This is a genomic window from Allobosea sp. OK403, from assembly GCF_900113835.1.
Taxonomy (GTDB): Bacteria; Pseudomonadota; Alphaproteobacteria; order Rhizobiales; family Beijerinckiaceae; genus Allobosea.
This window is the reverse complement of sequence record NZ_FOQV01000002.1, coordinates 936,595-961,775: the sequence shown is the minus strand read 5'-3', so window position 1 is coordinate 961,775 and position 25,181 is coordinate 936,595. Positions and strand designations below refer to the sequence as shown.

General features: G+C 65.5%; 26 protein-coding genes. 10 read left to right on the top strand and 16 right to left on the bottom strand.

From position 1 onward, the window contains the following. Positions 1-37: 37 nt before the first annotated feature. Positions 38-1,063, top strand: a complete 1,026-nt coding sequence (locus tag BMZ97_RS10520) for a PdxA family dehydrogenase (RefSeq protein ID WP_092168166.1) — start codon at positions 38-40, stop codon at positions 1,061-1,063. Between the two features lie 60 nt (positions 1,064-1,123). On the opposite strand, the gene BMZ97_RS10515 is transcribed toward BMZ97_RS10520, so the two are convergent. The 5 genes from BMZ97_RS10515 to BMZ97_RS10495 all read right to left on the bottom strand — a co-directional run bounded on the left by BMZ97_RS10515 (position 1,124) and on the right by BMZ97_RS10495 (position 5,664). Further along, positions 1,124-1,825 (bottom strand): ABC transporter ATP-binding protein, encoded by a 702-nt coding sequence (locus tag BMZ97_RS10515; protein ID WP_092168966.1) that lies wholly within the window; start codon positions 1,823-1,825, stop codon positions 1,124-1,126. Further along, a complete protein-coding gene (locus tag BMZ97_RS10510; protein ID WP_092168163.1) occupies positions 1,812-2,600 on the bottom strand; it encodes an ABC transporter ATP-binding protein in 789 nt (262 codons plus the stop codon). Before BMZ97_RS10510 ends, BMZ97_RS10515 begins: the two co-directional genes overlap by 14 nt. Beyond that, the gene (locus BMZ97_RS10505; RefSeq protein ID WP_092168160.1) at positions 2,597-3,544 is read right to left on the bottom strand and encodes a branched-chain amino acid ABC transporter permease; all 948 of its coding nucleotides are present in this window, start codon (positions 3,542-3,544) and stop codon (positions 2,597-2,599) included. Before BMZ97_RS10505 ends, BMZ97_RS10510 begins: the two co-directional genes overlap by 4 nt. Continuing rightward, positions 3,544-4,416 (bottom strand): branched-chain amino acid ABC transporter permease, encoded by an 873-nt coding sequence (locus BMZ97_RS10500; RefSeq protein WP_092168157.1) that lies wholly within the window; start codon positions 4,414-4,416, stop codon positions 3,544-3,546. The genes BMZ97_RS10505 and BMZ97_RS10500 overlap by 1 nt, the downstream gene beginning before the upstream one ends. 72 nt (positions 4,417-4,488) lie before the next feature. Continuing rightward, positions 4,489-5,664 carry an ABC transporter substrate-binding protein gene (locus tag BMZ97_RS10495; protein ID WP_092168154.1) on the bottom strand — a complete coding sequence of 392 codons (1,176 nt, stop codon included), beginning with the start codon at positions 5,662-5,664 and terminating at the stop codon, positions 4,489-4,491. A gap of 295 nt (positions 5,665-5,959) precedes the next feature. Here BMZ97_RS10495 and BMZ97_RS10490 point away from each other — a divergent pair, with 295 nt between their 5' ends. The 7 genes from BMZ97_RS10490 to paaE all read left to right on the top strand — a co-directional run bounded on the left by BMZ97_RS10490 (position 5,960) and on the right by paaE (position 11,422). Next, positions 5,960-6,619 carry a TetR/AcrR family transcriptional regulator gene (locus tag BMZ97_RS10490; RefSeq protein WP_092168151.1) on the top strand — a complete coding sequence of 220 codons (660 nt, stop codon included), beginning with the start codon at positions 5,960-5,962 and terminating at the stop codon, positions 6,617-6,619. A 56-nt stretch (positions 6,620-6,675) separates the two neighbouring features. After that, on the top strand, positions 6,676-7,545 hold the full coding sequence (gene paaX, locus BMZ97_RS10485) for a phenylacetic acid degradation operon negative regulatory protein PaaX (protein ID WP_092168148.1): 870 nt from the start codon (positions 6,676-6,678) through the stop codon (positions 7,543-7,545). A gap of 121 nt (positions 7,546-7,666) precedes the next feature. Beyond that, entirely contained in the window at positions 7,667-8,656 is a 990-nt protein-coding gene (gene paaA / locus BMZ97_RS10480) for a 1,2-phenylacetyl-CoA epoxidase subunit PaaA (protein ID WP_092168145.1), read from the top strand. A gap of 77 nt (positions 8,657-8,733) precedes the next feature. Further along, entirely contained in the window at positions 8,734-9,021 is a 288-nt protein-coding gene (paaB, locus tag BMZ97_RS10475) for a 1,2-phenylacetyl-CoA epoxidase subunit PaaB (protein ID WP_092168142.1), read from the top strand. A 10-nt stretch (positions 9,022-9,031) separates the two neighbouring features. Then, a complete protein-coding gene (gene paaC / locus BMZ97_RS10470) occupies positions 9,032-9,808 on the top strand; it encodes a 1,2-phenylacetyl-CoA epoxidase subunit PaaC (RefSeq protein WP_092168139.1) in 777 nt (258 codons plus the stop codon). Positions 9,809-9,837: 29 nt separating this feature from the next. Beyond that, entirely contained in the window at positions 9,838-10,326 is a 489-nt protein-coding gene (paaD, locus tag BMZ97_RS10465; protein WP_092168963.1) for a 1,2-phenylacetyl-CoA epoxidase subunit PaaD, read from the top strand. Positions 10,327-10,336: 10 nt separating this feature from the next. Next, entirely contained in the window at positions 10,337-11,422 is a 1,086-nt protein-coding gene (paaE, locus tag BMZ97_RS10460; RefSeq protein WP_092168135.1) for a 1,2-phenylacetyl-CoA epoxidase subunit PaaE, read from the top strand. A gap of 109 nt (positions 11,423-11,531) precedes the next feature. Here paaE and paaK read toward each other — a convergent pair whose 3' ends face one another. Genes paaK through paaG form a run of 3 tightly spaced genes read right to left on the bottom strand, consistent with a single transcriptional unit; the run spans position 11,532 to position 14,179 of the window. Then, positions 11,532-12,860, bottom strand: coding sequence for a phenylacetate--CoA ligase PaaK (gene paaK / locus BMZ97_RS10455; protein ID WP_092168133.1), 1,329 nt, complete (start codon positions 12,858-12,860; stop codon positions 11,532-11,534). A 24-nt stretch (positions 12,861-12,884) separates the two neighbouring features. Continuing rightward, positions 12,885-13,361, bottom strand: coding sequence for a hydroxyphenylacetyl-CoA thioesterase PaaI (gene paaI, locus BMZ97_RS10450; protein ID WP_092168130.1), 477 nt, complete (start codon positions 13,359-13,361; stop codon positions 12,885-12,887). Then, positions 13,358-14,179 carry a 2-(1,2-epoxy-1,2-dihydrophenyl)acetyl-CoA isomerase PaaG gene (gene paaG, locus BMZ97_RS10445; protein ID WP_092168127.1) on the bottom strand — a complete coding sequence of 274 codons (822 nt, stop codon included), beginning with the start codon at positions 14,177-14,179 and terminating at the stop codon, positions 13,358-13,360. Before paaG ends, paaI begins: the two co-directional genes overlap by 4 nt. A 132-nt stretch (positions 14,180-14,311) precedes the next feature. On the opposite strand from paaG, the gene paaZ reads away from it, so the two are divergent. After that, complete coding sequence (gene paaZ / locus BMZ97_RS10440; RefSeq protein ID WP_092168124.1) at positions 14,312-16,351, top strand: phenylacetic acid degradation bifunctional protein PaaZ; 2,040 nt, start codon at positions 14,312-14,314, stop codon at positions 16,349-16,351. Between the two features lie 224 nt (positions 16,352-16,575). Here the strand turns inward: paaZ and BMZ97_RS10435 are convergent, their stop codons facing one another. Then, on the bottom strand, positions 16,576-17,334 hold the full coding sequence (locus tag BMZ97_RS10435) for an alpha/beta hydrolase (RefSeq protein WP_092168121.1): 759 nt from the start codon (positions 17,332-17,334) through the stop codon (positions 16,576-16,578). A 136-nt stretch (positions 17,335-17,470) separates the two neighbouring features. Here BMZ97_RS10435 and BMZ97_RS10430 point away from each other — a divergent pair, with 136 nt between their 5' ends. After that, a complete protein-coding gene (locus tag BMZ97_RS10430) occupies positions 17,471-17,950 on the top strand; it encodes a MarR family winged helix-turn-helix transcriptional regulator (protein ID WP_092168119.1) in 480 nt (159 codons plus the stop codon). A gap of 150 nt (positions 17,951-18,100) precedes the next feature. On the opposite strand, the gene BMZ97_RS10425 is transcribed toward BMZ97_RS10430, so the two are convergent. From BMZ97_RS10425 to BMZ97_RS10395, 7 genes are read right to left on the bottom strand one after another with little or no spacing between them, the layout of a single operon-like run. Then, positions 18,101-19,117 (bottom strand): Gfo/Idh/MocA family protein, encoded by a 1,017-nt coding sequence (locus BMZ97_RS10425; RefSeq protein ID WP_092168116.1) that lies wholly within the window; start codon positions 19,115-19,117, stop codon positions 18,101-18,103. After that, positions 19,114-19,998, bottom strand: coding sequence for a sugar phosphate isomerase/epimerase family protein (locus BMZ97_RS10420; protein ID WP_092168113.1), 885 nt, complete (start codon positions 19,996-19,998; stop codon positions 19,114-19,116). Before BMZ97_RS10420 ends, BMZ97_RS10425 begins: the two co-directional genes overlap by 4 nt. Continuing rightward, positions 19,998-20,834: a carbohydrate ABC transporter permease gene (locus BMZ97_RS10415; protein ID WP_092168111.1), complete on the bottom strand. Its 837-nt coding sequence runs from the start codon at positions 20,832-20,834 to the stop codon at positions 19,998-20,000. Before BMZ97_RS10415 ends, BMZ97_RS10420 begins: the two co-directional genes overlap by 1 nt. Continuing rightward, positions 20,831-21,814, bottom strand: coding sequence for a carbohydrate ABC transporter permease (locus tag BMZ97_RS10410; RefSeq protein ID WP_244546329.1), 984 nt, complete (start codon positions 21,812-21,814; stop codon positions 20,831-20,833). The genes BMZ97_RS10415 and BMZ97_RS10410 overlap by 4 nt, the downstream gene beginning before the upstream one ends. Then, positions 21,807-23,039, bottom strand: a complete 1,233-nt coding sequence (locus BMZ97_RS10405) for an ABC transporter substrate-binding protein (protein ID WP_092168108.1) — start codon at positions 23,037-23,039, stop codon at positions 21,807-21,809. The genes BMZ97_RS10410 and BMZ97_RS10405 overlap by 8 nt, the downstream gene beginning before the upstream one ends. After that, positions 23,012-24,016 (bottom strand): alpha/beta hydrolase, encoded by a 1,005-nt coding sequence (locus tag BMZ97_RS10400; RefSeq protein ID WP_092168105.1) that lies wholly within the window; start codon positions 24,014-24,016, stop codon positions 23,012-23,014. Before BMZ97_RS10400 ends, BMZ97_RS10405 begins: the two co-directional genes overlap by 28 nt. Further along, positions 24,016-24,666, bottom strand: coding sequence for a GntR family transcriptional regulator (locus BMZ97_RS10395; protein ID WP_280141731.1), 651 nt, complete (start codon positions 24,664-24,666; stop codon positions 24,016-24,018). The genes BMZ97_RS10400 and BMZ97_RS10395 overlap by 1 nt, the downstream gene beginning before the upstream one ends. Positions 24,667-25,181: the final 515 nt, after the last annotated feature.

Sequence of the window (25,181 nt, the reverse complement as noted above, 5' to 3'; positions counted from 1 at the left end):
ATTGTCGACAATAAGCATCTTGAATTTAGGGGACGTCATGGCCGCCATGCAAGACAAGCCTCGCCTCGGCCTCCTCTTCGGAGATTGCACTGGCATTGGCCCGGAGATCGCGGCCAAGGTGCTGGCCGATGGCGGCTGGCGCGACCATGTGCGGCTGGTTGCGATCGGCGACCGGCGCGTGCTGGAACAGGGCGCGCGCGATGCCGCGGTGCAAATGCGCTGGAGCAGCGTCGCGGAAGGCGGTGAGATCGATTGGGATGCGCCTGAGGTTCCGTTGATCGATCTCGGCAATGCCGATCCCGCGGCGCTTGGACGGGGAGCGATGTCAGCCGAATCTGGCCGCATAACCGGTGAGACGCTGGCCCATGCGATCGGCCTCGCGCAGGCGGGCAAGCTCGACGCCATCACCTTCGCGCCGCTCAACAAGGCTGCGATGTTCGCGGGCGGCTGGCGCTTTCCCGACGAGCACAAGCTGTTCGCGCATCTGCTGAAGCACCAGGGCTATTTCTCGGAGATGAACGTGCTCGACGGCCAGTGGATGTCGCGCGTGACCTCCCATGTCTCGCTGCGCGAAGCGATCGACCTGATCGATGCGCGCGCGATCACGGATGCGGTGGAGCTGGTGGACCGGATGATGAAAAGCGCCGGCATCGCAAAGCCGCGCATCGCCGTTGCCGCGCTCAACCCTCATGCCGGCGAGAACGGCCTGTTCGGCCGCGACGAGATCGAGTTGATCCGCCCGACCGTGGAGCGGATCGCGGCGACAGGCATCGCCTGCACCGGCCCCTATCCCGCCGATACCGTCTATATCCGCGCCTTCGCCGGCGAGTTCGACAGCGTCGTTGCGATGTATCACGACCAGGGCCAGATCGCGACGAAGCTGAAAGGCTTCAATCGCGGCGTCACGGTGACGGCCGGGCTCGAGATCATCTTCACCACGCCAGCCCATGGCACGGCCTTCGATATCGTCGGCAAGGGCGTGGCCTCGCCAGGCGCGCTCCAGACGGCCATTGAACTGGCCGGCCGGCTGGCCTCAGCGCAAGCCCGTGGCCGTACGCCCTAAGATCACGTCGCATTCGGACGGAACCGTCATCCGCAGCGTGTCGCGGCGTAGGGCACCCGTTCAAAGTCCGAGATAGGCAGCCCGCATCCTGGGATCGGCCAGCAATGACTGGGCCGCGCCTTGATGAACCATTCTACCCGTCTCCAGCACATAGCCGCGATCGGCGATGGCCAGCGCAGCCGAGGCATTCTGCTCCACGAGGAGGATCGTCATTCCCCGATCCCGCAGCGAGACGACGGCATTCAGGATCTGGTCGACCAGCAGCGGCGCGAGGCCCAGCGACGGCTCATCGAGCAGGAGCAGCTTGGGCGCGGCCATCAAGGCGCGAGCGATCGCGAGCATCTGCTGCTGCCCGCCTGACAGGCTCATCGCTGGTATGGCGCGCTTCTCCCTAAGGATCGGGAACATCGCATAGGCCTGGGCGAGCCGCTCCGCGAGGCCGGCATCCTGTCTGCGGAAGGCGCCCAGGCGCAGATTGTCCTCGACGCTGAGAGGGCCGAAGACCTGGCGCCCCTCGGGCGATTGCGCGATGCCGAGTCCGACACGGGCATGAGCGGGCATGTGCTCTATTCGCGCTCCATCGAACAGGATGCGCCCTCCCGTCAGCGGCTGCACGCCGGAGATCGTCCGCAGCAGCGTCGTCTTGCCGGCGCCGTTCGAGCCGACCAGCGCAACGATCTCGCCCTGCGCCACGGTCAGGCTGACCTCATGCAAAACCGCGATTCGGCCATAGGCCGAGGACAAGCCCTCAACCGTGAGCACGATCGGCCTCCCTGCTGCCATGGTCGCCGAGATAGGCCGCGATCACGGCTGGATCGTCGCGGATCGTGCGCGGCGTCCCCTCCGCGAGCGGGCGACCTTGGGCCAGGACCAGGATCCGGTCGGAAATCTTCATCACCAGCTTCATGTCATGCTCGATCAGGACGACGGCCGTGCCCGACCGGGCGATCTCGACGATCAGCGCATCGATCGCCTCGGTCTCGATCGCGTTGCAGCCGGCCGCCGGTTCGTCGAGCAGGAGCACCTTCGGCTCGGCGGCGAGCGCACGCGCGATCTCCAGGCGCTTGAGCGCGCCATAGGGCAGCGAGCCGGCATTCGCGTCGGCGTGGGCGGCAAGACCGACACGCTCCAGCAAGGCGAAGGCGGCGTCGCGCGTCAGGCGGTTCTGCCTGGCGACATTGGGCAAGCCGAGAAGGTCCGACAGGAACGATGAGCGCTCAGCGAGGTGGCGGCCGACCATGACGTTCTCGATCGTCGTCATCCGGAAAAAGATCTGCAGGTTCTGGAAGGTCCGCGCCATGCCGCGCCGCACCAGGAGATGCGGGGATAGTCCGATCATCGACTGCCCATCGAGCCGCACATCACCTCTCTGTGGGCGGTAGATTCCCGTGACGAGGTTGAACAAGGTGGTCTTGCCGGCGCCATTGGGACCGATGATGGAAAACACCTCGCCGGGCGAGACTGAAAAGCCGACGCCATCCACGGCGACGACGCCGCCGAAGCTGATGCCGAGACCAGAGACACTGAGCAGGCTCATGCGAGGCGCTCCGCAAGCCAGTTGCGCAGCGACGGCACGATCCCTGTCGGCAGCACGATCATGAAGACCATGATCAGCAGGCCAAGCACGGCCTGTTCGTATTCCTGCAAGGAGGTCAGCGCCTGCGGCAGAACGATCAGGAACGCCGCACCAACGACAGCACCGAGAACGGAGCCGAGACCGCCGATGATCACCATCGCGACAAACTCGACCGAGTGCATGAAGCTCGCCGCATCGGGCGTGATCAGGCCGTTCATGCAGGCAAGCAGCCCACCGGCGATGGCAGCATAGACGGCAGCGGCCACGAAGGCGGCGAGCTTCTTGGCCGCGACATCGACGCCCGCGCCCGCTGCCGCGACCTCGCTGTCGTGCACGGCGCGCAGAGCCCGGCCGGATGGGCTGTCGGCGATGTTGAGCGCAATCCAGGCGCCGACGAGCAGTATGCCGGCGCTGACCCAGTACCACTGCATGGCCCCGGCAATGCGCCAGCCGAACACCGTGAGGCGCGCCACCGCCATGCCGTCAGGTCCGCCTGTGATCGCGCTTTCGCTCTGGAAGATCAGCGCCAGGATGAGGCCAAAGCCGAGCGTCGCGATGGCAAGGTAATAGCCCTTCAATCGCAGGATCGGCCGTCCGACGACATAGGCAATGACGCCCGACGATGCCGCCGCCAGAACCAGCGACAGCAGCGGCGAGAGGCTAAGATGGGTCGGGCCGATTGCCACGCCATAGGCGCCGATACCGAGAAAGCCGGCATGGCCGAGGCTGACCTGCCCGGCATAACCCATCAGGATCGTCAGCCCGAGCGCGGCAAGCGCGAAAATCCAGACCAGCGCCGCCACGCGCAGATAGAAGGCCGACGGGGCGATCAGCGGCACGATCGCCATCGTGAGCGCCAAGACAGCGAGCGTCGCCCAGCGCGACCGCAATGCGCTCTTGAGCATCAGACGCGCTCCACGCTGCCGCCGCCGAACAGGCCGCGCGGCATGAAGAACAGCACCAGAAGGATGGCGAGGAAGGCGACGCCGTCCTTATAGGTCGAGCTGATATAGCCTGCTCCGAAGGCTTCCATCAGGCCGATCAGGATGCCGCCGACCACGGCGCCGAGCGGATGGCCCATGCCGCCCACCATCGCCGCCGCAAATCCCTTCAAGGCGAACAAGGTACCGATGTCGTAGCGCGTCAGCGTGATCGGCGTCACGAGGACGCCGGCGATCGCGCCGATGGCGGCGGAGACGCCGAAGGCGAGCGCGAGGATGACCTTGACGTTGATCCCGACCAGACGCGCCGCAAGGCGGTTGGCGGCGGTGGCGAGCACCGCCTTGCCGAGCAGGGTCCGTTCCAGGAAGAGATAGAGGGCGATAAATAGCACGATCGCGCCACCGACGACCCAGAGACTCTGCGGCAGGATGGTCGCGCCGCCAAGCGCGATCGGGTCCGAGCCGGTGAAGGCGGGCAGCGAGTGGAACTGCTTGTCGAAGACGATCTGGGCGACGCCCTTGATGAAGATCGAGGCGCCGATCGTGATCATGATCAGCGCAACCGGCGAGGCGCCGCGCGCCGGCTCGATCGCCAGGCGGTGCAGCAGCAATCCGGCGGCGACCGCCGCCAGGATCGCGATGAAGGCGGCGAGCGGCAGGGACAGGCCAGCCGCTGCCAGAAACACCGTGCCCATGCCGCCGATCATGACGAAGTCGCCCTGGGCGAAATTGATCACGTCGGAGGCGTTGTAGATCAGCGTGAAGCCGAGCGCGACGAGGGCGTAGACCGCCCCGACCGTCAGGCCTGAGAAGAGCAGTTGCAGGAACTCGGCCATGGCGTCTCGCAGATGCGCTGGCGCCGAGGCTGTGCCCCGGCCGGGGAAAGGGGCGACCAGTTCCGGCGCGCCTCAGCGCGCGCCGACTTCGACCCAGCCGCCGTTCCTGACTTCCAGCATCCGGAAGGACTCGGTGCCCAGTCCGAGATGGTCGGTCGCCGACATCGTGTAGATTCCGGTGACGCCGACATAGCCCTTAGTGGCTTCCAGCGCGTCACGGATCTTCTGCGGGTCGGTGCCCTTGGCCTTCTGGATCGCCTCGACCACGAGTTGAATGCCGTCGAAGGCATAGCCGCCGAAGGTGGAGACGGGCTGGCCGACGGCCTTCTCGTAGGATGTCTTATAGGCGGTCACCACCGCCTTCTGTGTGTCGGCGTCAGCAAGCTTGTCGGCGACGAGCAGGGCAGGGGCCGGCAGCCTTATGCCTTCAGCGGCGGGGCCGGCGAGATCGATGAAGCTCTTCGAGGCGACGCCGTGGCTCTGGTAGAGCGGCAGCCCGATGCTGAGCTGACCATAGTTGCGCGTCACGATCGCCGGGCCCTGGCCGAAACCGGGATTGACCACAGCCTGGAGTCCGGCGGTGTTCTTGATCTTGTTGAGCTGCGGCGTCATGTCGGAATCGGTCGCGCCATAGCTCTCATCGGCCACGATCGTGATGCCGTAATCCTTCACGACCCGCAGGCACTGGGCGCGCATCGACTTGCCGAAGCCGTCGGTGCCGGAGATCATGCCGATCTTGGTCAGGCTGCGCGCCTTCATGTCCTCGAAGATCTTTTCGCAGGCGGTCTTGTCGGTATGGGGCGTCTTGAACACGAAGCTGCGTACGGGCTCGATGATCTCGATCGCGCCAGCAACGGAAACGAACGGCACCTTGGCGTCCTCGAAGACCGGGATCATCGCCATGGTCGTGCCTGTCGTGGAGCCGCCGACCATGGCGACGACCTTGTCGTCCTCGATCAGCCGCGTCGCGAAGGTGCGTGCCTTGTTGGCGTCGCCACCATCGTCATAGAGCACGAGCTCGATCTGGCGGCCCAGCACGCCGCCCTTCTTGTTCAGCTCCTCGACATAGATCTTGAGGGTCTTCGCCTCCGGGTCACCGAGGAAGGCTGCAGGGCCGCTTGCCGAGAGGACGGCGCCGATCTTGATCGGATCGGCGGCAAGAGCCGGCAGCGACAGCAAGGTTGTGACAGCAAGGGCTTGCAGCGCGGACGCGCGCAAGGACTGCCGTCCGAAGGCGGATTTCGTCATGGGGCGTTCCTCCAAGAAGGCCTGAGCTGGATCAAGCGCGGCGGTTGGCCCGCCATTTTATTCCCGCGACATCGTAGCTGATGCCGATACGGTAGCAAGCTAAAATTAACCGGCCGATTGGTTAATCTTAAAAGCGCGATTTGCGCGTATCATTGATCGACCAGTCGGACAGTCTTTGATATCCAGAAACGACGGGACCGATTATGCAAGCTGGAAAGCGCAAGGCGGGACCCTCGGTATCAAGTCCGGCGAACAGGGCTGCGCTGGACGCGACGACACAGGAACACGACAGGCAATGGCTCGCACTCGCGCACAAGACTACGACGCCAAGCGGCAAGCGATCCTGCACCGCGCGGCTGAGCTCTTCGCCCAGTTCGGCTATTCGGGAACCTCGATCACGATGATTGCGGAGGCTTGCGGGGCCTCCAAGGCGCTGCTCTACCACTATTACCCCGATAAGGTCGCGGTGCTGTTCGACATCCTGTTCGACCATCTCAACGATCTGGTCGCCGTCGTCGAGGAAGCGGCTCGTTCGGCGAAAGATCCCCAGGAGCGCCTCTACGCTCTGTCTGCCGCCCTGTTGGAAGCCTATCGTGACGCCGACGCCCAGCATCAGGTGCAGATCGCCAATCTCAAATTCCTGAGCGACGATCGGCAGGAGACGCTGCGCGCGCTGGAGCGCCAGCTCGTGGCGATCTTCGCCGAGGCGATTGCCGAGGCGGTTCCGGAGGTGGGGCAGGGACCTCTGCTCAAGCCGCTGACCATGTCCCTGTTCGGCATGCTGAACTGGCACTATCTCTGGTTCCGCGAGGGCAAGGGCCTGTCGCGCCAGCAATATGCGTTGATGGCCTCGCAGCTCATCACCGCAGGAGCAGCAGTTGCGGCAGAGGCCGTGGCGCCGGCCGCCCCGAAGACGCTTCGGCCTCAAGCCGTATCCGGCAAGCGCGGGGCGTAAAGCGGCTTACAGATCGTGTCGCTTGCGGTTGCGCTGCGGTGCGTTACTGATCGCCGATGTCTCGCGCTACCCTCGACCCGATCCTCGACCATCTTCGCGGCGAGCCTTCGCGGACCTGGTCGATCATCATCACCATCTATGGCGACGCGATCGTGCCGCGCGGCGGCTGCGTTTGGCTCGGGACCTTGCTCGCCTTCTTCCGGGCAATGGGGCTGTCCGACGGGCTTGTTCGTACGGCCATGTCCCGGTTGGCGACCGACGGCTGGCTGGAGCGCATCAAGGTCGGCCGCAACAGTTTCTACCGACTGGCCGATAAGGGGCGCGACACCTTCCGGCACGCGTCGGAGCAGATCTACACGCTGCATTCGCCGGCTTGGCCGGGGCGTTTCGACATGGTGCTGTTCGATGGCGGCGCCGACCGCGAGGTCACGAAGGCGGTGATGGAGACCGCAGGCTTCGGGATCGCCTCGCCCGGTCTCTGGCTTGCGCCAGCCGGCACCGTGTTGCCGGAGCTGGCAAATGGCGCGCTGCGCTTCGAGGCGGGCGGCGACCTCTCCTCGGTTCGGGCACTGGCGGCAAGGAGCTGGCCTCTTGGCGCCACCGCCGCAGCCTATTGCCGCTTCCTGGCAGCGTTCGAGCCTCTCGCGGCCGCGCTCGAGGGCGGGATTCGCCTGTCCGACCTCGATGCGTTCGTCGCCCGCATCCTGCTGATTCACGAATATCGCCGGGTCGTGTTGCGCGATCCCGTCCTGCCCGCCGATATCCTGCCGGAGGACTGGCCAGGCGCGTCGGCGCGCAGCCTGTGCGCCGCGATCTATCGCCAGGTGCTGCCCGGCTCGGAGCGCTGGCTCGACCAGAACGCGATAGACGAGAGCGGCGAGCCGCTGCCGCGTTCGAGCGAGATCGAGAGCCGGTTCACGACTTGAAGCTCGGGGCTTCTGTGCGCCGCCGCACGCTTGGTTGCATCGCAATATGTTACAAGAATTAATTGACATGAATTTTTCTGTCACATATTAGTTGAGCCAACGAGAATAAGAGGAGGAGCGCATGTATACGCAGGCCCTCAACACCAGCCCCGATACCGGCGAACGCCAGCTTGAGGATGCCGATCTCGCGGTCCGGTTCCAGGCCAGGGTCGACGCCGAGGAGCGGATCGAGGCGAACGACTGGATGCCGGCTGCCTATCGCCGGACCTTGACCCGTCAAATCTCGCAGCACGCCCATTCCGAGATCGTCGGGATGCTGCCCGAAGGTAACTGGCTGACGCGGGCGCCCTCGCTGCGCCGCAAGGCCGCCCTGCTTGCGAAAGTCCAGGACGAGTGTGGCCACGGCCTCTATCTCTATGCCGCCGCCGAGACGCTCGGCTCATCGCGAGAGGAGCTCGTTGACCAGCTTCTGAGCGGCAAGGCCAAGTACTCCTCTATCTTCAACTATCCGACGCTGACCTGGGCTGATATCGGGGCGATCGGCTGGCTGGTCGACGGCGCGGCGATCATGAACCAGATCCCGCTTTGCCGTTGCTCCTATGGCCCTTACGCACGCGCCATGATCCGGGTCTGCAAGGAGGAATCCTTCCACCAGCGCCAGGGCTACGAGATCATGCTGACGCTGTCGCGCGGCACGCCCGAACAGAAGGACATGGCGCAGGATGCGCTGAATCGCTGGTGGTGGCCCTGCCTGATGATGTTCGGGCCGCCCGATGCCGCCAGCCTGCACTCCGACAGCTCGACGCTGTGGAAGATCAAGCGCTTCTCCAATGACGAGCTGCGCCAGAAATTCGTCGACGCCACCGTGCTCCAGGCGCGGATTCTCGGGCTTTCGCTGCCCGACCCGGAGCTTCGCTTGGATGAGGAGACCGGGCACTGGCGCTATGGCGAGATCGACTGGAACGAGTTCAAGCAGGTGATCGCCGGCAACGGCCCGTGCAATCGGGAACGGCTGGCGGCGCGGCGCAAAGCCCATGACGAAGGCGAGTGGGTGCGCGAGGCGGCGCTCGCTTACGCGCAGAAGCAGCGCGGCAAGGCGCTCGCCGCCTGAGCGAGCTCCGCCGGCGGACTGAGGCAGACACAACAGACAGCGCGCCGACAAAGGCAGCGCGGCAAGGGAGATGACGCATGGCCGGGCCGATGACGCCGCTCTGGGAGGTCTTCATCCGCAGCCGTAACGGGCTCGCGCACAAGCATGTCGGCTCGCTTCATGCCGCAGACGCGACACTGGCGCTCCAGGCGGCGCGCGACGTCTATACGCGGCGCGGCGAAGGGCTTTCGATCTGGGTCGTGCCGTCGACCGCCATCATCGCTTCGGACCCGAGCGATGCCGGCATGATGTTCGAACCGGCCGAGACGAAGATCTACCGGCATCCGACCTTCTACGAAGTGCCCGACGATGTCGGGCATATGTGAGGACATCGCCATGCCCGTCGCATCGATCTCCGTCTCCGACGCACCGCTGCTGCGCTACACCCTGCGGCGCGCTGACGATGCCCTGATCCTGGGCCATCGCCTCTCGGAATGGTGCGGCCACGCGCCGATGATGGAAGAGGACATGGCGCTGGCCAATATGGGCCTCGACCTGATCGGGCAGGCCCGCTCGCTCTACGCCTATGCGGCCAAGGTCGAAGCCGCCGGCCGCGACGAGGACGCCTATGCCTATCTGCGCGACGTACGCGGTTACGGCAATCTCCTCCTGGTCGAGCAGCCCAATGGCGATTTCGCCCAGACCATGCTGCGCCAGTTCCTCTACTCGGCCTTCATCGACCCGTGGTGGCGGGCCATGATGGGCAGCGCTGATGCGACGCTGGCTGCGATCGCCGCCAAGGCGGAGAAGGAGAGCGCCTACCATCTGCGGCACGCCGCGGAATGGGTGATGCGGCTGGGCGATGGCACGCCCGAGAGTCACAGGCGGGCACAAGCCGCGCTCGATGCGCTCTGGCCCCTCACCGGGGAGATGTTCGAGGTCGACTCAGCCGAGCGGGAGCTGATTGCAGAAGACATGGCGGTCGATCCCGAGAGCCTGCGCGCCGGTTGGCGCGAGACCGTCGTCAGCGTGCTGGCCCAGGCGACACTTGCCGTGCCGCAAAACGACTGGATGCAGAAGGGCGGGCGCAACGGCCATCATACCGAGCATCTCGGCCATCTCTTGAGCGAGCTGCAATATCTGCAGCGCGCCTTCCCCGGTGCCGTCTGGTGAACGCCGTCGCGCGCGATCGCGATGCGGCCGTGCTGGACGAGGCCCGGCTCGACGAGGTCCGGCGGATCGCGGGCGCCGTCGTCGATCCGGAAATTCCGGTGCTGTCGATCGCCGATCTCGGCGTGCTGCGCGAGGTGCGCCTCCATGACGGCAGGATCGAGGTCCTGATCACGCCGACCTATTCGGGCTGCCCGGCGATGACGATGATCGCGCTGGAGATCGAGCTCGCCCTGGAGCAAGCCGGCCTCGGACCCGCCACGGTGACGACCGTGCTGTCGCCGGCCTGGACCACCGATTGGATGAGCGAAGACGGCAGGCGCAAGCTGACGGAATACGGCATCGCGCCTCCTGCCAGGAGCGCCGGGCGACGGGCATTGTTCGGCACGGAAGAAGTCGCCTGCCCGCAATGCGGCTCGCTCGATACATCCCGGCTCGCCGAATTCGGCTCGACCTCATGCAAGGCGCTCTGGCGTTGCAACGCCTGCCGAGAGCCTTTCGACTATTTCCGCTGCCATTAGTAGGGGCGCCATGTCTACCGCCACACCCCGCTTCCATCGCCTGGCCGTCCGCGACGTGAAGCGCGAGACGCAGGACGCCGTCTCGATCGCCTTCGCGGTGCCCGAGGACCTTACCGCCGATTATCATTTCGCGCCCGGCCAGTATCTGACCCTGCGCGCGACGATCGAAGGCGAGGACACGCGCCGCTCCTACTCGATCTGCTCGGGTCCGCAGGACGGCGAACTCAGGATCGCGGTCAAGCAGGTCGATAACGGCCTGTTCTCGACCTGGATCAACGGCAATATCGCCATCGGCGACGCGGTCGATGTGATGACGCCGACTGGTCGCTTCGGCCTTGAACGCGATCCGGGCGATGGGCGCATCCATGTCGGCTTCGCTGCCGGCTCGGGCATCACGCCGATCCTGTCGATCATCCGTGGCGTACTGCAGCGCGAGCCGACGAGCCGTTTCTTCCTGTTCTATGGCAACCGCTCGACCGAAGACATTCTGTTCCGGGCGAGCCTGGAGGAGATGAAGGATCGCTTCCTCGGGCGGCTTGCGATCTTTCACGTGCTGTCGCGCGAGGAGCAGGATCTGCCGATCCTGAACGGTCGCCTCGACGGCGAGAAGGCGCGGCTCTTGCTGCGCAGCATCATCCCGGCGGCTGCGGTCGATCATGTCTTCATCTGCGGCCCGGCCGCGATGAGCGAGGATCTGGAAGCGACCCTGCAGGAGATCGGCATTGCCGGGGACGCCATCCATGTCGAGCGCTTCGTCTCGGCGCTCGGCGGCCGGCCTCGGCCGAAACCCGTCATCGTCGAAGCGAGTGCTCCGCCCGCCCATCTCGGGGCGATGATCGTCGATGGCAAGCGTCGCGAAATCCCGATCGCCGCAGGCGAAGCCATCCTCGACGCGGCATTGCGCGCCGGCATGGACCTACCCTTCGCCTGCAAGGGCGGCATGTGCTCGACCTGCCGGGCCAAGCTCGTCGAGGGCGAGGCGCAGATGACGGTGAACTACTCGCTGGAGCCATGGGAGCTCAAGGCCGGGTTCATCCTGACCTGCCAGGCTCATCCGACCAGCGCACGGGTGGTGGTGGATTTCGATCAGGTTTGATCGCAGCGCCTCTGCGCGTCATTACGAGCGCAGCGAAGCAATCCAGGAGGGCGTAGCGCTCTTCACCTGGATTACTTCGCTGCGCTCGCAATGACGGTAACGGCCAGCCTTACCCTTTCGGGCGCTTGTCGATCACACGCTTGGCCTTACCGGCGGAGCGCTCCAGCGTTCCGGGAGGCTGGATCATCACCCGTGTGGTGATGCCGATCGTATCCTTGATCCGCGTCACCAGCCGCTCGGCTTGAACGGTCAGGCCGGCGCAATCCCAAAACCCCTCGCGAGCTTCGGCCAGCACCGTCATTTCGTCCATGCGGCCCTCGCGCGTCAGCTCGATCAGGAAATGGCCGGCGCACCAGTCGGTGGCGAGCAGCGCTTCCTCGATCTGGGTCGGGAAGACGTTGACGCCGCGCAGGATCATCATGTCGTCGCAGCGTCCGGTCACCTTCTCCATGCGCCGCATGCCGGGCCTGGCCGTGCCCGGCAGAAGCCGGGTCAGGTCGCGGGTGCGATAGCGGATGATCGGGAAGGCTTCCTTGCTGAGCGAGGTGAAGACCAGTTCGCCCGGTTCGCCGTCGGGCAGCACTGCGCCCGTCTCGGGATCGATCACCTCGGGCAGGAAGTGATCCTCCCAGATGTGCAGGCCATCCTTGGTCTCGACGCACTCCTGGGCGACGCCGGGGCCGATGACCTCCGACAGGCCATAGATGTCGGTGGCGTCCATGGCGAAGGCCTGCTCGATCTCCTCGCGCATCGCATTGGTCCAGGGTTCGGCTCCGAAGACGCCGAAACGCATCGAACTGGCGCGCGGATCAAGCCCCGCCTTGGCGAAGCCGTCCAGGATGGCGAGCATGTAGCTCGGCGTCACCATGATCACCTCGGGCTTGAAATCCGTGATGAGCTGGACCTGGCGCTCGGTCATGCCGCCCGACATCGGCACGACGGTGCAGCCGAGCCGCTCGGCGCCGTAATGAGCCCCCAGCCCGCCGGTGAACAGGCCGTAGCCATAAGCGACATGCACCATCATGCCCGGGCGCGCGCCGGCGGCGCGCAGCGAGCGCGCCATGACATCGGCCCACATATCGATATCGGCCAGCGTGTAGCCGACCACAATCGGCCTGCCAGTGGTGCCCGACGAGCCGTGGATGCGGGCGAGTTTCTCGCGCGGCACCGCGAAAAGCCCGAACGGATAATTATCGCGCAGGTCCTGCTTCACCGTGAAGGGAAACTTGGCGAGGTCCGAGAGCTGGCGGAAATCGGAGGGGTGGACACCGGCCGCATCGAAGGACCGGCGATAATGCGGCACGTTTTCATAGGCATGCCGCAGCGACCATGCCAGGCGCTCACGCTGGAGCGCCATGATCTCGTCGCGAGAGGCGCGCTCCGCCGTGTCGAGCCCGTCCTTCACCGCACCGTCATACGCCATTGCATGAAGCGCCATGGTCGCCGTCTCCTTCCCTCAAGCTTATGATCGGATCGCGCTCTGCGGCGCGTTCACGGCAAGCTCGATGAACGAGCCGCCGATGGTGCGGGAATGCCCGCGGAACTCGGCGATCGTCGCGCCGTCGCTGCTGACACGGACATCGTAGATGCCGGAGCGGCCGCTGCGCGAGATCTCACGGGCAGCGGCGACCAGACGGTTTCCGGCCTTGCCCGGCGCGATATAGGAGATGCTGCAATGGGCTGCGACGGTGGTCTCGCCATAGGAGTTGCAGGCAAAGGCAAAGGCGCTGTCGGCGAGTGCGAAGATGAAGCCGCCATGGGCCGTGCCGTGGCCGTTGGTCATGTCCGGCGAGATCATCATCGCCAGCACGGCCTCCCCCGGTCCGGTCGAGACGATCTCCATTCCCAGCGCCTGGCTTGCCTTGTCGCTGGCCCACATCACCTGGGCGGCGCGACGCGCGATCTCGTCGGGCGAGAGAGCGGCGAGAGGCGCGCTCATGAGCCGCGCCCCGAAAAACGCGGCGGTCGCTTCTCCATGAAGGCGCTCACTCCCTCGCGATAATCGGGTGTGCGGCCGGCCTTGCGCTGGAAATCACGTTCAAGGTCGAGCTGCTCGTCCAGGCTATTCTCTTGCGCGGCATCGAGCGCTTGCTTGATCAGGCTGAGCGCCTGCGTCGGCTGCGTCGCAAGATGCGCGGTCAACCGTTCGGCCTCTTCCTGCAGGGTTGCGTCCTCGACGGTTTTCCAGATCAGGCCCCAGGCTTCGGCGGTCTCGGCCGGGAGAGGTTCCGCCAGCATGGCGAGCCCGCGCGCCCGCGCAGGACCGACCAGCCGAGGCAGGAAGAAGGTTCCGCCCGAGTCCGGCACGAGGCCGACCTTGACGAAAGACTGGATGAACTTTGCCGAGCGCGCGGCCAGCACGATATCGCAGGCTAGTGCGACATTGGCGCCGGCGCCGGCGGCGACGCCGTTGACGGCGCAGACCACCGGCTGGCGCAAAGCCCGCAGCCGCCGCACCAGCGGGTTGTAGAAGGCTTCGAGCGTCGCGCCGAGATCGTGGGGTCCATCGCCGCCGAGACGGTCGCTCAGATCTTGCCCGGCGCAGAAGCCGCGACCGGCGCCAGTGAGCAGAACCGCGCGGCAGCGCTCGTCGGCGCTGGCCTCGTCGAGGGCTGCGGCCAAGGCCTGGTGCATGGCTTCGTTGAAGGAGTTCAACCGCTCCGGGCGGTTCAATGTCAGCTTGGTCCAGCCGTCGCGCTGGTCGACGAGAAGCACGGGCTCCAAGTCTTTCGTCGGCAAGCCTGTCTTCGGCTGCATTTCTATCCTCCCTGGAGTCGGGCTCTTTGCGAGCCTCTTGAATTAACCGGCCGATCGGTTAATCTTTTACGCAAGGAGCTCGCTTGTCAACCTGCGAACGCAAGGCTCCGCTGATCGGGAGGACTCTGAGCCATGACCGCGATCCTGCAAAGCTATGCGCTCGACCAATGGTTCGAGCCATCCTCCGGTCTCGTCGACATTCCCAGCGCGATCGACGGGCGAGTCGTCGCGCGCGCTTCCAGTACCGGGCTCGACTTCGCCGCGATGGTTGCGCATGCACGCGATGTCGGTGGACCGGCGCTGCGGGCGCTGAATTTTCATCAGCGGGCCGACCTGCTCAAGGCGCTGGCGACCTATCTCAACACGCATAAGGAGCCGCTCTACGCTCTGGCTGCCGAGACCGGTGCGACCAAGCGCGACAACCTGATCGATATCGACGGCGGCATCGGCACGCTGTTCGCCTATGCCTCGCGCGGGCGCCGGGAATTGCCGAGCGAGCGTTTTGTCGTGGAAGGCGCGAGCGAGGCGCTGTCCAAGGGCGGCAGCTTCGTCGGCCTCCACGTGCTGACCCCGCTCCAGGGCGTCGCTGTCCACGTCAACGCCTTCAACTTCCCGTGCTGGGGCACGCTGGAGAAGCTCGCTCCCGCCTTTCTCGCCGGCGTCCCTGTCATCACCAAGCCTGCGACGGCGACAGCCTATGTCGCCGAAGCCGTCATCCGGCTGATCGTCGAGTCCGGCATTCTGCCGGCTGCCGCCTTGCAGTTCGTCTGCGGCGCGACCGGCGACCTGCTCGACCATCTCACGGGGCAGGACGTGCTCTCCTTCACCGGTTCGCTCGGCACCTCGGAAAAGCTGCGCAACCATCCGGCCGTCTCGCGCAATGCCGTACGCTTCATCGCCGAGCGCGATTCCCTCAACGCCGCAGTGCTCGGCCCGGACGCAGGTCCCGGCACGCCCGAATTCGATCTCTTCGTGAAGGAGGTCGTGCGCGAGATGACGGTGAAGGCGGGCCAGAAATGCACGGCGATCCGCCGCATCTTCGTTCCGCGCGAGCTGGAGACGGCCGTCGGCGAGGCCCTGACCGCCCAGCTCACTGCGATCAAGCTCGGCGATCCGCGCCTCGAGGAGGTCCGCATGGGTCCCTTGGTGAGCCTGGCTCAGCGCGAAGACGTCCGCGCGAAAGTGGCTGAGATCGCCGGTGAGGCTGAGATCCTGTGCGGTGATCCGGCAGGCGGCGCGGTGATCGGCGGTGATATCGCGACGGGCGCCTTCATGCAGCCGGTGCTGCTGCGTTGCGCCAAACCGCGCGAAGCTCGCCATGCGCACACGACGGAAGCCTTCGGCCCGGTTGCGACCTTGATGGGCTATGACAGCCTGAATGAGGCCGTCGCGCTGGTGGCGATGGGCGAGGGCAGCCTGGTGGCGTCGGTCTTCACCTATGACCAGGGAGTGGCTGAGGCGCTGATCTTCGGCATGGCCTCCTATCATGGCCGCCTGCTCGTCATCGACCGCGACTGCGCCAAGGAATCGACCGGCCATGGCTCGCCGCTGCCATACTTGGTTCATGGCGGTCCCGGTCGTGCCGGCGGCGGCGAGGAGCTCGGCGGCCTGCGCGGCGTGTTCCACTATATGCAGCGCACGGCCTTGCAGGGCTCGCCCGGGCGCCTCTCGCTGCTGACGGGCAATTGGATCAAGGGCGCTCCCGCGCCCGTCGCGGCAACGCACCCCTTCAAGCTGGACTTCGATGCCCTGACCGTCGGCGACACGGTCGAGACCGGGGCACGCGCGATCACGCTCGACGACATCGAGCATTTTGCCCATTTCAGCGGCGACACCTTCTACGCGCATATGGACGAGGAGGCGGCCAAGGCGAACCCGTTCTTCCCGGGCCGGGTCGCCCATGGTTATCTGATCCTCGCCTTTGCCGCGGGGCTTTTCGTCGATCCGGCGCCGGGACCGCTCCTGGCCAATTACGGCCTCGACAACCTGCGCTTCCTCAAGCCGGTCTCGCCGGGCGACACGATCCGCGTCCGCCTCACGGTCAAGCAGAAGCAGGCGGCACGGAAGCCGGAATATGGCGAGGTGCGCTGGGACGCCGAGGTCTTCAACCAAGATGGCGAGACCGTCGCGCGTTACGAGTTGCTGACGATGAGTGCGCGCGCCGCGGCGTAGTCGAAGCCGTCACCGCTTGTGGCGTCTGCGGTTGTTGCCGGCCAATCGGATCGTTTGAGGCACGGCTGAAGCGGCGCTTTCGTTGCCGCTGAGCAGAGCGATGGCGAATGCTGCGCTCCTCTTCCAAATCACCGCATGGCTTGATGAGCGGAAAGGGCGAGCCCGTTTTGGGCCCGCCCTTTCATGTCGATGACGACGGATGCGCTTGGTCGTCTCAGCTCAGGTCACTTGGCGTTTGCGGCCTTTTCGATGATCTCGGCGACGACGCCGGGCTTCGAGACGTAGACGGCGTGGCTGCCCTTGGTCTCGACCACGGTCGCTCCGGCGCGCTTGGCCATCTGGCGCTGGGCCGGGGGCGGGATCATGTGGTCGTCGGTGGCGACGAGATAGAAGCTGGGTTTGACCTTCCAGGCCGGGTTGGTGACGGCGCCGGTCAGCGCGGCCACGGCCCAGGGCACCTGCGAGTCGGCCATGAAGGCTGCGGTCCTGGCGTCGACGTCGGCGGCGAAGGCGGCTGCGAACTTGGCCTTGTCGAGGGCCAGGAAGCCGTCGACCGGCGGCAGGATCGGCGGGACGGAAGCGCCCGGAGGCGGGTTGGCGATCAGCGAGGAAACGGACTCGCCCTTATCTGGTGCGAAGGCTGCGATATAGACCACCGCCTTGACCTTCTCGTCGGTGCCGGCCTCACTGACGACGACACCGCCATAGGAGTGGCCGACCAGGACGACCGGCCCATCCTGCTGGGCGATCGCCCGCTTGGTGAAGGCGACGTCATCAGTGAGCGAGGTGGTCGGGTTCTGGACGATGGTGACGTTGTAGCCCTTTGTCTTCAGCTGGTTGTAGACGCCCTGCCAGCCGGAGCCGTCGACGAAGCCGCCATGGACGAGGATGACGTTCTTGACGGCAGGGGCGGCCTGGACGGTGGTGCCGGCGACGACGGCTGAGAGGGCAAGCGCGGCGGCGGAGATCTGGGTCTTGGTCATGACAGCGGTTCCTTTTTTGTATCGGCGATAATCATTATCGCGAGAATTAAATCCATAATGACCCGCCCCGGGCTTGTAAAGCACTTTCTTTATCGCGATATTCTTTTTCGCGAAGACGCCATTCCCGAGGACCCCGATGACCGACGCCCCGACCCTGCCGCTCGACGGCCAGCTCTGCTTCTCGATCTATTCCGCCTCGCTGGCGATCCAGCGCGTCTATAAGCCGATGCTGGACGGGCTCGGCGTGACCTACACGCAGTATCTCGTGCTGAGCGCGCTTTGGGAGAAGGATGGGCTGACGATCGGAGCGATCGGCGAGCGATTGGCGCTGGAACCGAGCACGATCACGCCGGCGGTCAAGCGGCTCGAGGCGGCGGGGTTTCTCACGCGTCGGCGCAGCAGCATCGATGAGCGCCTGGTCGAGGTGCATCTCACGCAGAAGGGAGCGAGCCTGCATCCCAAGACGGGCTGCCTGACCGACGCGCTGCTGCGCCATTCCGGCTTCGACATCCCCGGGATGATCGCGCTCAACAAGCTGGTCCAGACGCTGCGGCAGGGCATGCGTGAGGCGACGGGCGGGCAGGCGGAGCCGGCGAAGGGAGATGTCGCGGATTGAGCGAAGTCACGTCGCGGGGGCTCTGGCCGGGCCTCCCATGCGCATTCGCGGAAGCAGCAAGAACGGCGTGTCACCAGACACAGCCGTTTCGCCAGATTTCGCTAGAGCTGGATGATTTCAGATTCCTCGCTTCTCGAACTGACGCGGCGCCTATCCGGAAGCCGCGATGACCCGTTCGAGCAGGGCCATGGCTGCGGCGCCATCCGCTGCGCTCGGCGCCGCGGTCGGTTCGCCCCGCGCGGCCCGGACGAAGTCGCCGAGCAGGGCGTGATAGCCCTTGTGATCCTCATTGGCGGCGGCTGTGAAATTGGGCTCCCAGACCAGCGTATCCTGCCCGTCGATCAGGCTCGCGTCGGGTTTCGAGACCTTGAAGGGCGGATTGCGGAAATAACGGACCTCGTGGAGGTTACGCACTTCGACGCGGGTATGGTCTCCCATCACCTGCCACCATTCCATCGGTGTGCCGCGCGATTGGTGCGTACCCATGACGAGCGTGCCGATGCCGCCATTGGCGAAGCGGAAATCGACATGGAGCAGCAATTTTCCGGGCGCCAATTCGTGCCGCCTTGCGCCGACCGAGGCGACCTGCCCCATCAAATGCGGCACCAGATCGAAATAATGCACGCAATGATGCAGATAGAAGCCGCTATAGTCCGGGTTATTGGCGAAGTAGGTCGGCGCGGTCATGTACTGCCCGAGGAAGCTCGCCGTTTCCCCGAACTCGGTTGAGCTGATGACATTCGCCGCGATGCGATTGGCCGTCGAGTAGCGCTTCATGAAGCCGAGCACGACCGGTACCTTTCGGCTTGCCGCAGCTGCGGCCAGTTCGGCGGCCTGCTTGGCCGTCGGCGCCGGCGGCTTCTCGATGAAGAGCGGCAAGCCGCGCGCGATGGCCGCCAGCCCGATCTCGTGATGCAGGCCGGGGCCGACGGCAAGCCCGACAGCGTCGATGTCGTCGCGCGCGAGCAGGTCGCGCCAGTCGCGCAGACGGCTGGCCTCGGCGACGCCATAGCGCCGACCGGTTGTATTCAACCGCGTTTCATCCGTATCGCAGAGCGCGACGATTTCGACATCATGCCGCGTCAATTGCGGCAGCAGCATTTCGTTGGCATGGGTGCCGCAGCCGATCCAGCCGATGCGCAGCGTGCTTGTCCGGGAGGCGGTCATGCGGTCCTCCCGGCGAAGGCGAGCGCGGCCTTGAGGAAGGCGATGCTGGCGGCTAGCGGCTCGTCCTCGTTCTCTGTCGGCGCGCGCCATTGGGCGAGCGGCGTGCCGGCCCGCTCATCGCTGCGCCGGAAGGGTTCGAGCACGATCGGCCCGCGATAGGCGACGTCGCGCAGGGCTCGCGCGATCGCGGGCCAGTCGATATGGCCGGAGCCGACGAAGCCGCGGTTGTTCTCGTTGGCCTGGAAATGCACGAGCTTCGATCCGGCTCTGCGAATGGCATCAGTGAGATCGAATTCCTCCATGTTCATATGGAAGGTGTCGAGCATCACGCCGACAGCCCGGCTGCCGACGCGCTCGACGATTTCGAGAGCGTGGCGGGTCGTGTTGCAGATATCGGTCTCGAAGCGGTTGAGCGGTTCGACGCCGAACAGGATGCCGGAATCGGCGGCGCGCCGGCCGGTTTGCGCGAGCCCCGCGACGATGGCGTCGATGCGGCGCTTGCGTTCGCTCTCATCGACGGGGGCGGGCGCCCGACCAGCGAAGACCAGCGGAGCGCCATAGAGTGGGCCGCCGACGATGGTCGCGCCCAAGGCGGCGGCGATATCGACGCAAGCGTCCAGATAGGCGATGCCGGCCTTGTGCGCGCCGATCTCGGCGCTGGCGAGGTCGCGGGTGAGATTGACCCGGGCGGCCAGCACGCAGGACAGGCCAGCGTCCCTGATCGCTGCGCGGGTCTCGCCGAGGTCGAGCTCACCCGGCTCCGGCACCAGGAGCTCGACGACATCGGCTCCGGCCCGTTTGATCCGCTGGAAGCAGTCGAAATGCTCGCGCGCGAAGGGCCGCGCATAGAACATCGAGATGACCCCGATGGAATTCGTCATCATGATTTCACCGCTCCGGCCGTGAGTCCGCCCACGAGCCGCCTTTGCACCAGGAGAAAGAGGAAGGTGACCGGCAGCGCGATCAACGTGCCGCCGGCCGTGAGAAGGCCCCACTGGATGGTGAATTCGCCGATGAAGAGCTGCAGCGCGACCGTGACGGTGCGCACTGCCTGGCCCGAGAGCATCATGGCGAAGAGATATTCGTTCCAGGAGGTGATGAAGATGTAGATGCCCGCGGTGACGACGCCGGGCATCAGCAACGGCAGGATGATGAGGCGGATGGTCTGGAGGCGGCTGGCACCGTCGATCATCGCCGCTTCGTCGAGGTCCTTGGGGATCGCGTTGAAATAGCTGGTCAGCATCCAGATCGCGAAGGGGATCGAAAAGGTCGAATGGCCGAGAATGACGCCAAGAAAGGTGTCGATCAGCCCGAGTCGACGCATCATCAGGAAGAGAGGGATGATGAGCAGCACGACCGGGAACATGTTGATGACGAGGAAGCCGGTCAGCAGGCCCTGGCGGCCGCGAAAGCGGAAGCGCGAGAAGGCATAGGCCGCCGGGATGCTGACTCCAAGGCCAAGCAGGCTGGCGCCGATCGCGATGATCAGGCTGTTGCCCAGGCTGCCGGCGAAGTTCGTGCGTGCGATCAGGTCGCTGTAATGCTGCAGCGTGGGCTTGTTCGGCCAATAGGTCAGGGGCCAGGTCGAGAGCTCCGCCTGAGGCTTCAGCGAGGTCAGGATCATCCAGCCATAGGGGCCAAGCGCGAAAAGAACGATCAGGAGGACGGGAAGCTCGACCTCCAGAATGCGCCGGGTGCGAGAGCGGCGCTCGATCATGTCTCGATGCTCCTCGCGGCCTGCCGGACATAGAGGAAGACGACGCCCAGCAGCATCGCGGTGAGGATGAGCGCCAGCGCCGCGCCATAGCCAAATTCCATGCTGCTCGAAGCGCGCAGGAAGGCGTAGAGGGGCAGGGTGTGGGTAGCGTAGCCCGGCCCGCCACCCGTCATGACCAGGATGACGTCGAGCGAATTCGCCACCCAGATCGTGCGCAGCAGCAGGGCGGTGGCGATGACGTCGGCGATTGCGGGCAAGGTAACGTGGAAAAGTTGTTGGGGCCCCGTGGCGCCGTCGATCTCGGCCGCTTCGTAGAGCTCGGCCGGCACGGTCTGCAAGCCAGCCAGGATGGTCACGGCGAAGAAGGGGAAACCCTGCCAGATCAGGGCCAGCATGATGGCGTAGAGTGCGGTGTCGGGCCTCGCCAACCAGGCGATCGGCGCCGCGATCAGGCCAAGGCGCATCGCGATGTCGTTGATGACGCCGAGGTTGAAGTCGTACATCCAGGTCCACATCAACCCGATGATGACGCTCGGCAGCGCCCAGGGGATGATGACGAGCGACCGCGCCAGCCCGCGCCACCAGAAGCTCTGGTTGAGCAGTAAGGCCGCGGCGAGCCCAAGCAGGAATTGCAGTCCGACGACGCCGATGATCCAGATGAAGGATTGGCCGAGCGAGATCCAGAAGACCTCGTCGCTGGCGATCTTGGCGAAATTGCCGAGCCCGATGAAGCGGGCATTGTCGGGGTCGTAGAGCAGGTAGTCCTGCAGGCTGAGCCAGGCCGTCTGCGCGACGGGGACGAGCACGACGCCTGCCGTGACCAGAATGGCCGGTAGCAGGAACCAGAATGGCATCGAGCCGCGCCCAAGGGGCGGCCTGCCTCTGTCCGTGGTGGTGAGCGAAGCCACGATGCGAACCTGTCGAAACGAGGGCAAGGGGCGGAGGCCGGCCGTCCGGTCGCCGCCAGTCGCGTCAGCCATGGAAATGCTGCTCGATGGCGCGCATCATCTCGTCGGGCTGGATCTGGCCGAGCAGCGCTCTTTGCATGTTGGCTGGCCAGATCCTGGCGATGAAGTCCGGCGTCTTGGGAGAATCGGGCAGCGAGGCCGCGATCGGCAGCGAGGCGGCGCTCGCCTCGACGAAACGTTTGGGGTGCAGCGTCCAGTCCTTTGCCGCCGAGGTCGCGATCGGCAATTGTCCGGTGAATTTGTTGAGCACCACGTTGTTCTCCGCGGTGGAGAGGAAGGCGCACCATTTGAAGGCGGCCTCGCGCGCCTTGCTGGCGGCGAAGACGGCGTTGGATTCATCGCCGAAATAGGTCCAGCCCTTGCCGTCCGGGCCACGTGGCACCGGCACGGCCGAGACCTTGTCGGCGAGCACGCCGACGATTTCGTTCGCCGAGCCGACATGGTGGATGGTCATGGCCGTGCGGCCGGCTTTGAAGGTGTCGACGATCTGGCGGAAGCTGTCGGTCGGCGCCGAGGCCGGCACCACCTTGTCCTTGAGGGTGAGATCGACGAACCAGCGATTGGCCGCGAGCGCCTTCTCGCTGAGCATGCCGCCCTTTTCGAAGCTGGCGCCGCCGCCGAGCACGAACGGCCCCCAATGGTCGAAGCCGCCGCTGCCGCCGCGCAGGCCGAAGCCCGAGACGTCGGCCTTGGTCAGCGCCTTGGCCGCGCCGCGGAAATCTTCGAAGGTCGCGGGTGGCTTCAGGCCCGCCTGCTCGAACAGATCCTGCCGGTAGTAGAGATAGAGCACGACATATTGCAGCGGCAGGTAATATTGCTTGCCGTCGGCGCCCTTGTTGAGCTTCCAGATATTGTCGGCGATGTCGCTGCGCCCGGCCCAGCCGGCGATCAGGTCGTCGATCGGGGCAAGCGCCTTCATCTGTTGGAAGCGCGCGGCCCAGGACAGGCGGACCATAGCGCAATCGGGACCGTTGCCTGCGACGAGCGCAGCGAAGAGGCGGGTCTGGTAGTCATTGCCGCCACCCCAGGGAATGCTCTCCGCCTGAACCTTGATGCCGGGATTCTCGGCTTCGAACTTGGCGACGAGTTCAGCTGGCGAATGCTGCGGATTGTCGAAATGATACCACCAGCGCACCGTCGTCGCGCCTTGAGCGATGGCGGGGCGGGCGAGAGGGGCGGCAAGGGGAACGGACAGTGCGCTTGCGCCCGCTAACTTGATGAAAGTCCTGCGTTCCATGGTTGGTTTCCTCCGGTTTTTTTATCGTTGAGGTGGTCGGCGAGGTGTCGGCCGCCGGCCGCGAGCATGGCGGCGGCCGCAGTGAGTTCCCGGCTCATGCGCAGGCAGCCATGCACGACGCCGGGAACATGGTCGAAACGGAAGCGCACCCCGGCTTCGCCGAGGCGCCGCGCCAGCCTGATCGTGTCATCGCGCAGCGGATCGAGCCCCGCGGCCGAAAGATAGAGCGGCGGCAGGCCCGCGAGATTCGACCGGACGGGCGCTGCGAGGCTCGCCGTGCCATCGGGCTCGCCGCCGAGAAAATTGTTCCAATACCAGCGCATATTGGCGCTGGTGAGCAGGTAGTCGCCGCCGCCGAACGCCGCATGGCTCGGTGTCGAGAAATCGGGCTCGTAGCAGCCATAGAACAGCGCTGCGGCCGAGAGGGACGGCAGGCCTTCGTCGCGCCGGCGCAACAGCGCCGCAAGCGCCAGATTGGCGCCGGCGGAATCGCCTGCCACGGCGATTGCGCCGGCGGGAATGGCTTTGCCCAGGCCGCCTTGCTCCACGAAGGCAATGGCGGCCATGAGATCGTCGAGCGGCGCGGGGAAGGGGTGTTCGGGCGCGAGCCTGTAATCGACGCCGAGGACAGCGCAGCCTGCCGCGACCGCGAGATGGCGCATGGTGCCGTCATGGGTCTCGATCGAGCCGAAGGTCCAGCCGCCGCCATGGGCATAGACGATGACGGCGGATACCGGCCCGGCTTCGGGTTGGTAAAGCCGCGCGCGCATGGCGGTGCCCGCAGTGGGAATGGCAAGATCGCGGGGAATGGCAAGATCGCGCGCCGGGATGGCTGGAGCGCCTTCGCTCCAGGGCAGTGTCGCGGCATCGACGGTCGCGCGCGCCTCGGCGATCGGGGCGGCGCGGAAATCGAAGGCCGGACCGGTGCGCATGCGCTCCAGAATCGCCCCCATCTGTGGATCGATCCAGGGTTGCATCAGGCTTCTCCGTCGCGCAGGACGATGGTGTCGATGTGCTCCGCGATCGCCCGCGACAAGCCTCCACCGTCGCGGGCCTCTAGCAATGCAAACAGCTCCCGGTGGCGAGCGGCTGTCTCGACCAGCGGGCGGCGATGGCCCGGCGCCCAGAGCTTCGAGCGATGCGAATGCAGCGTGCAGCGGGTCAGGATCTGCTCGAGCGCGTCCAGCCCGGAGAGCCGGAAGATGGTCAGGTGGAAAGCCATGTCCAGCGCGATCAGGGCGTATTCGTCGGCGGCTGCTGCGGCGGCGTCCATATCGGTCTGGATGGCCTGCAGACGCTCCAGACTGCCGCTATCGACATGCTGCACCGCCCGCAATGCGCCGCGGAGTTCGATGCGGCGACGCAACGCCAGAATTTCCTCCGCCTCCTCGGGGTCGAGCCGGGTGACCATGGTGCCGCGATGGCCGGAGCGGGTGACGAGCCCGTCCTCCTGCAGGCGGAAGAGGGCTTCACGGATCGTGCCCTGGCTGCAGCCATGCTCGCGCGCCATGCCGAGTTCGGTCAAAGCGCTCTCGGGGCGCAGATCATTGATCATGATCTGTCGCTTCAGCGACTCATAGACCACGTCGCGTGGCCTTCGGATCAGGCTGGGAAGGGGCGCATTCATCAATATCAATAATGATAAATGCATCTTCAATGTCAAGTGACCTGCAAGCCGAGGTCAGCGGGGAGGGGCATGCCACGCGGGCGGAAACGGGGCGCAGAGGCCTTGCAAGTTGGGCAGCATCTGGACAGCGAAACATCTAACGCCGTCGCCGTGTGTCCAAGGACTGATGCTAAGTCCTTGAGAAGAATGACGCGCCATTCAAAACAAAACCGCGAGCACCTATGTGGCTGATACACCAATATAAGTCCTAAGCTGCATCGGAGCCTCTCCACGATCGTGCGTTTAGGTCGCGCCGCATCCGGATCTGCTCCTTAGCGGACTGCAGGAATGTCCGCGTCCAATTTGCCTGATGACACTCTTGACGGGCCATTATCGATTGTCGGTACGTCCGGCGTCTTCTTGCCGTCAGCAGCAGTAAGCCAGTTGTGATCCCAGCGGGAGGTCGCTGGTGAGGCTTGACACCGCGAGTTCGATATATCGTATATTCACGGGCGCCTTTCACGCGATCTTACGCC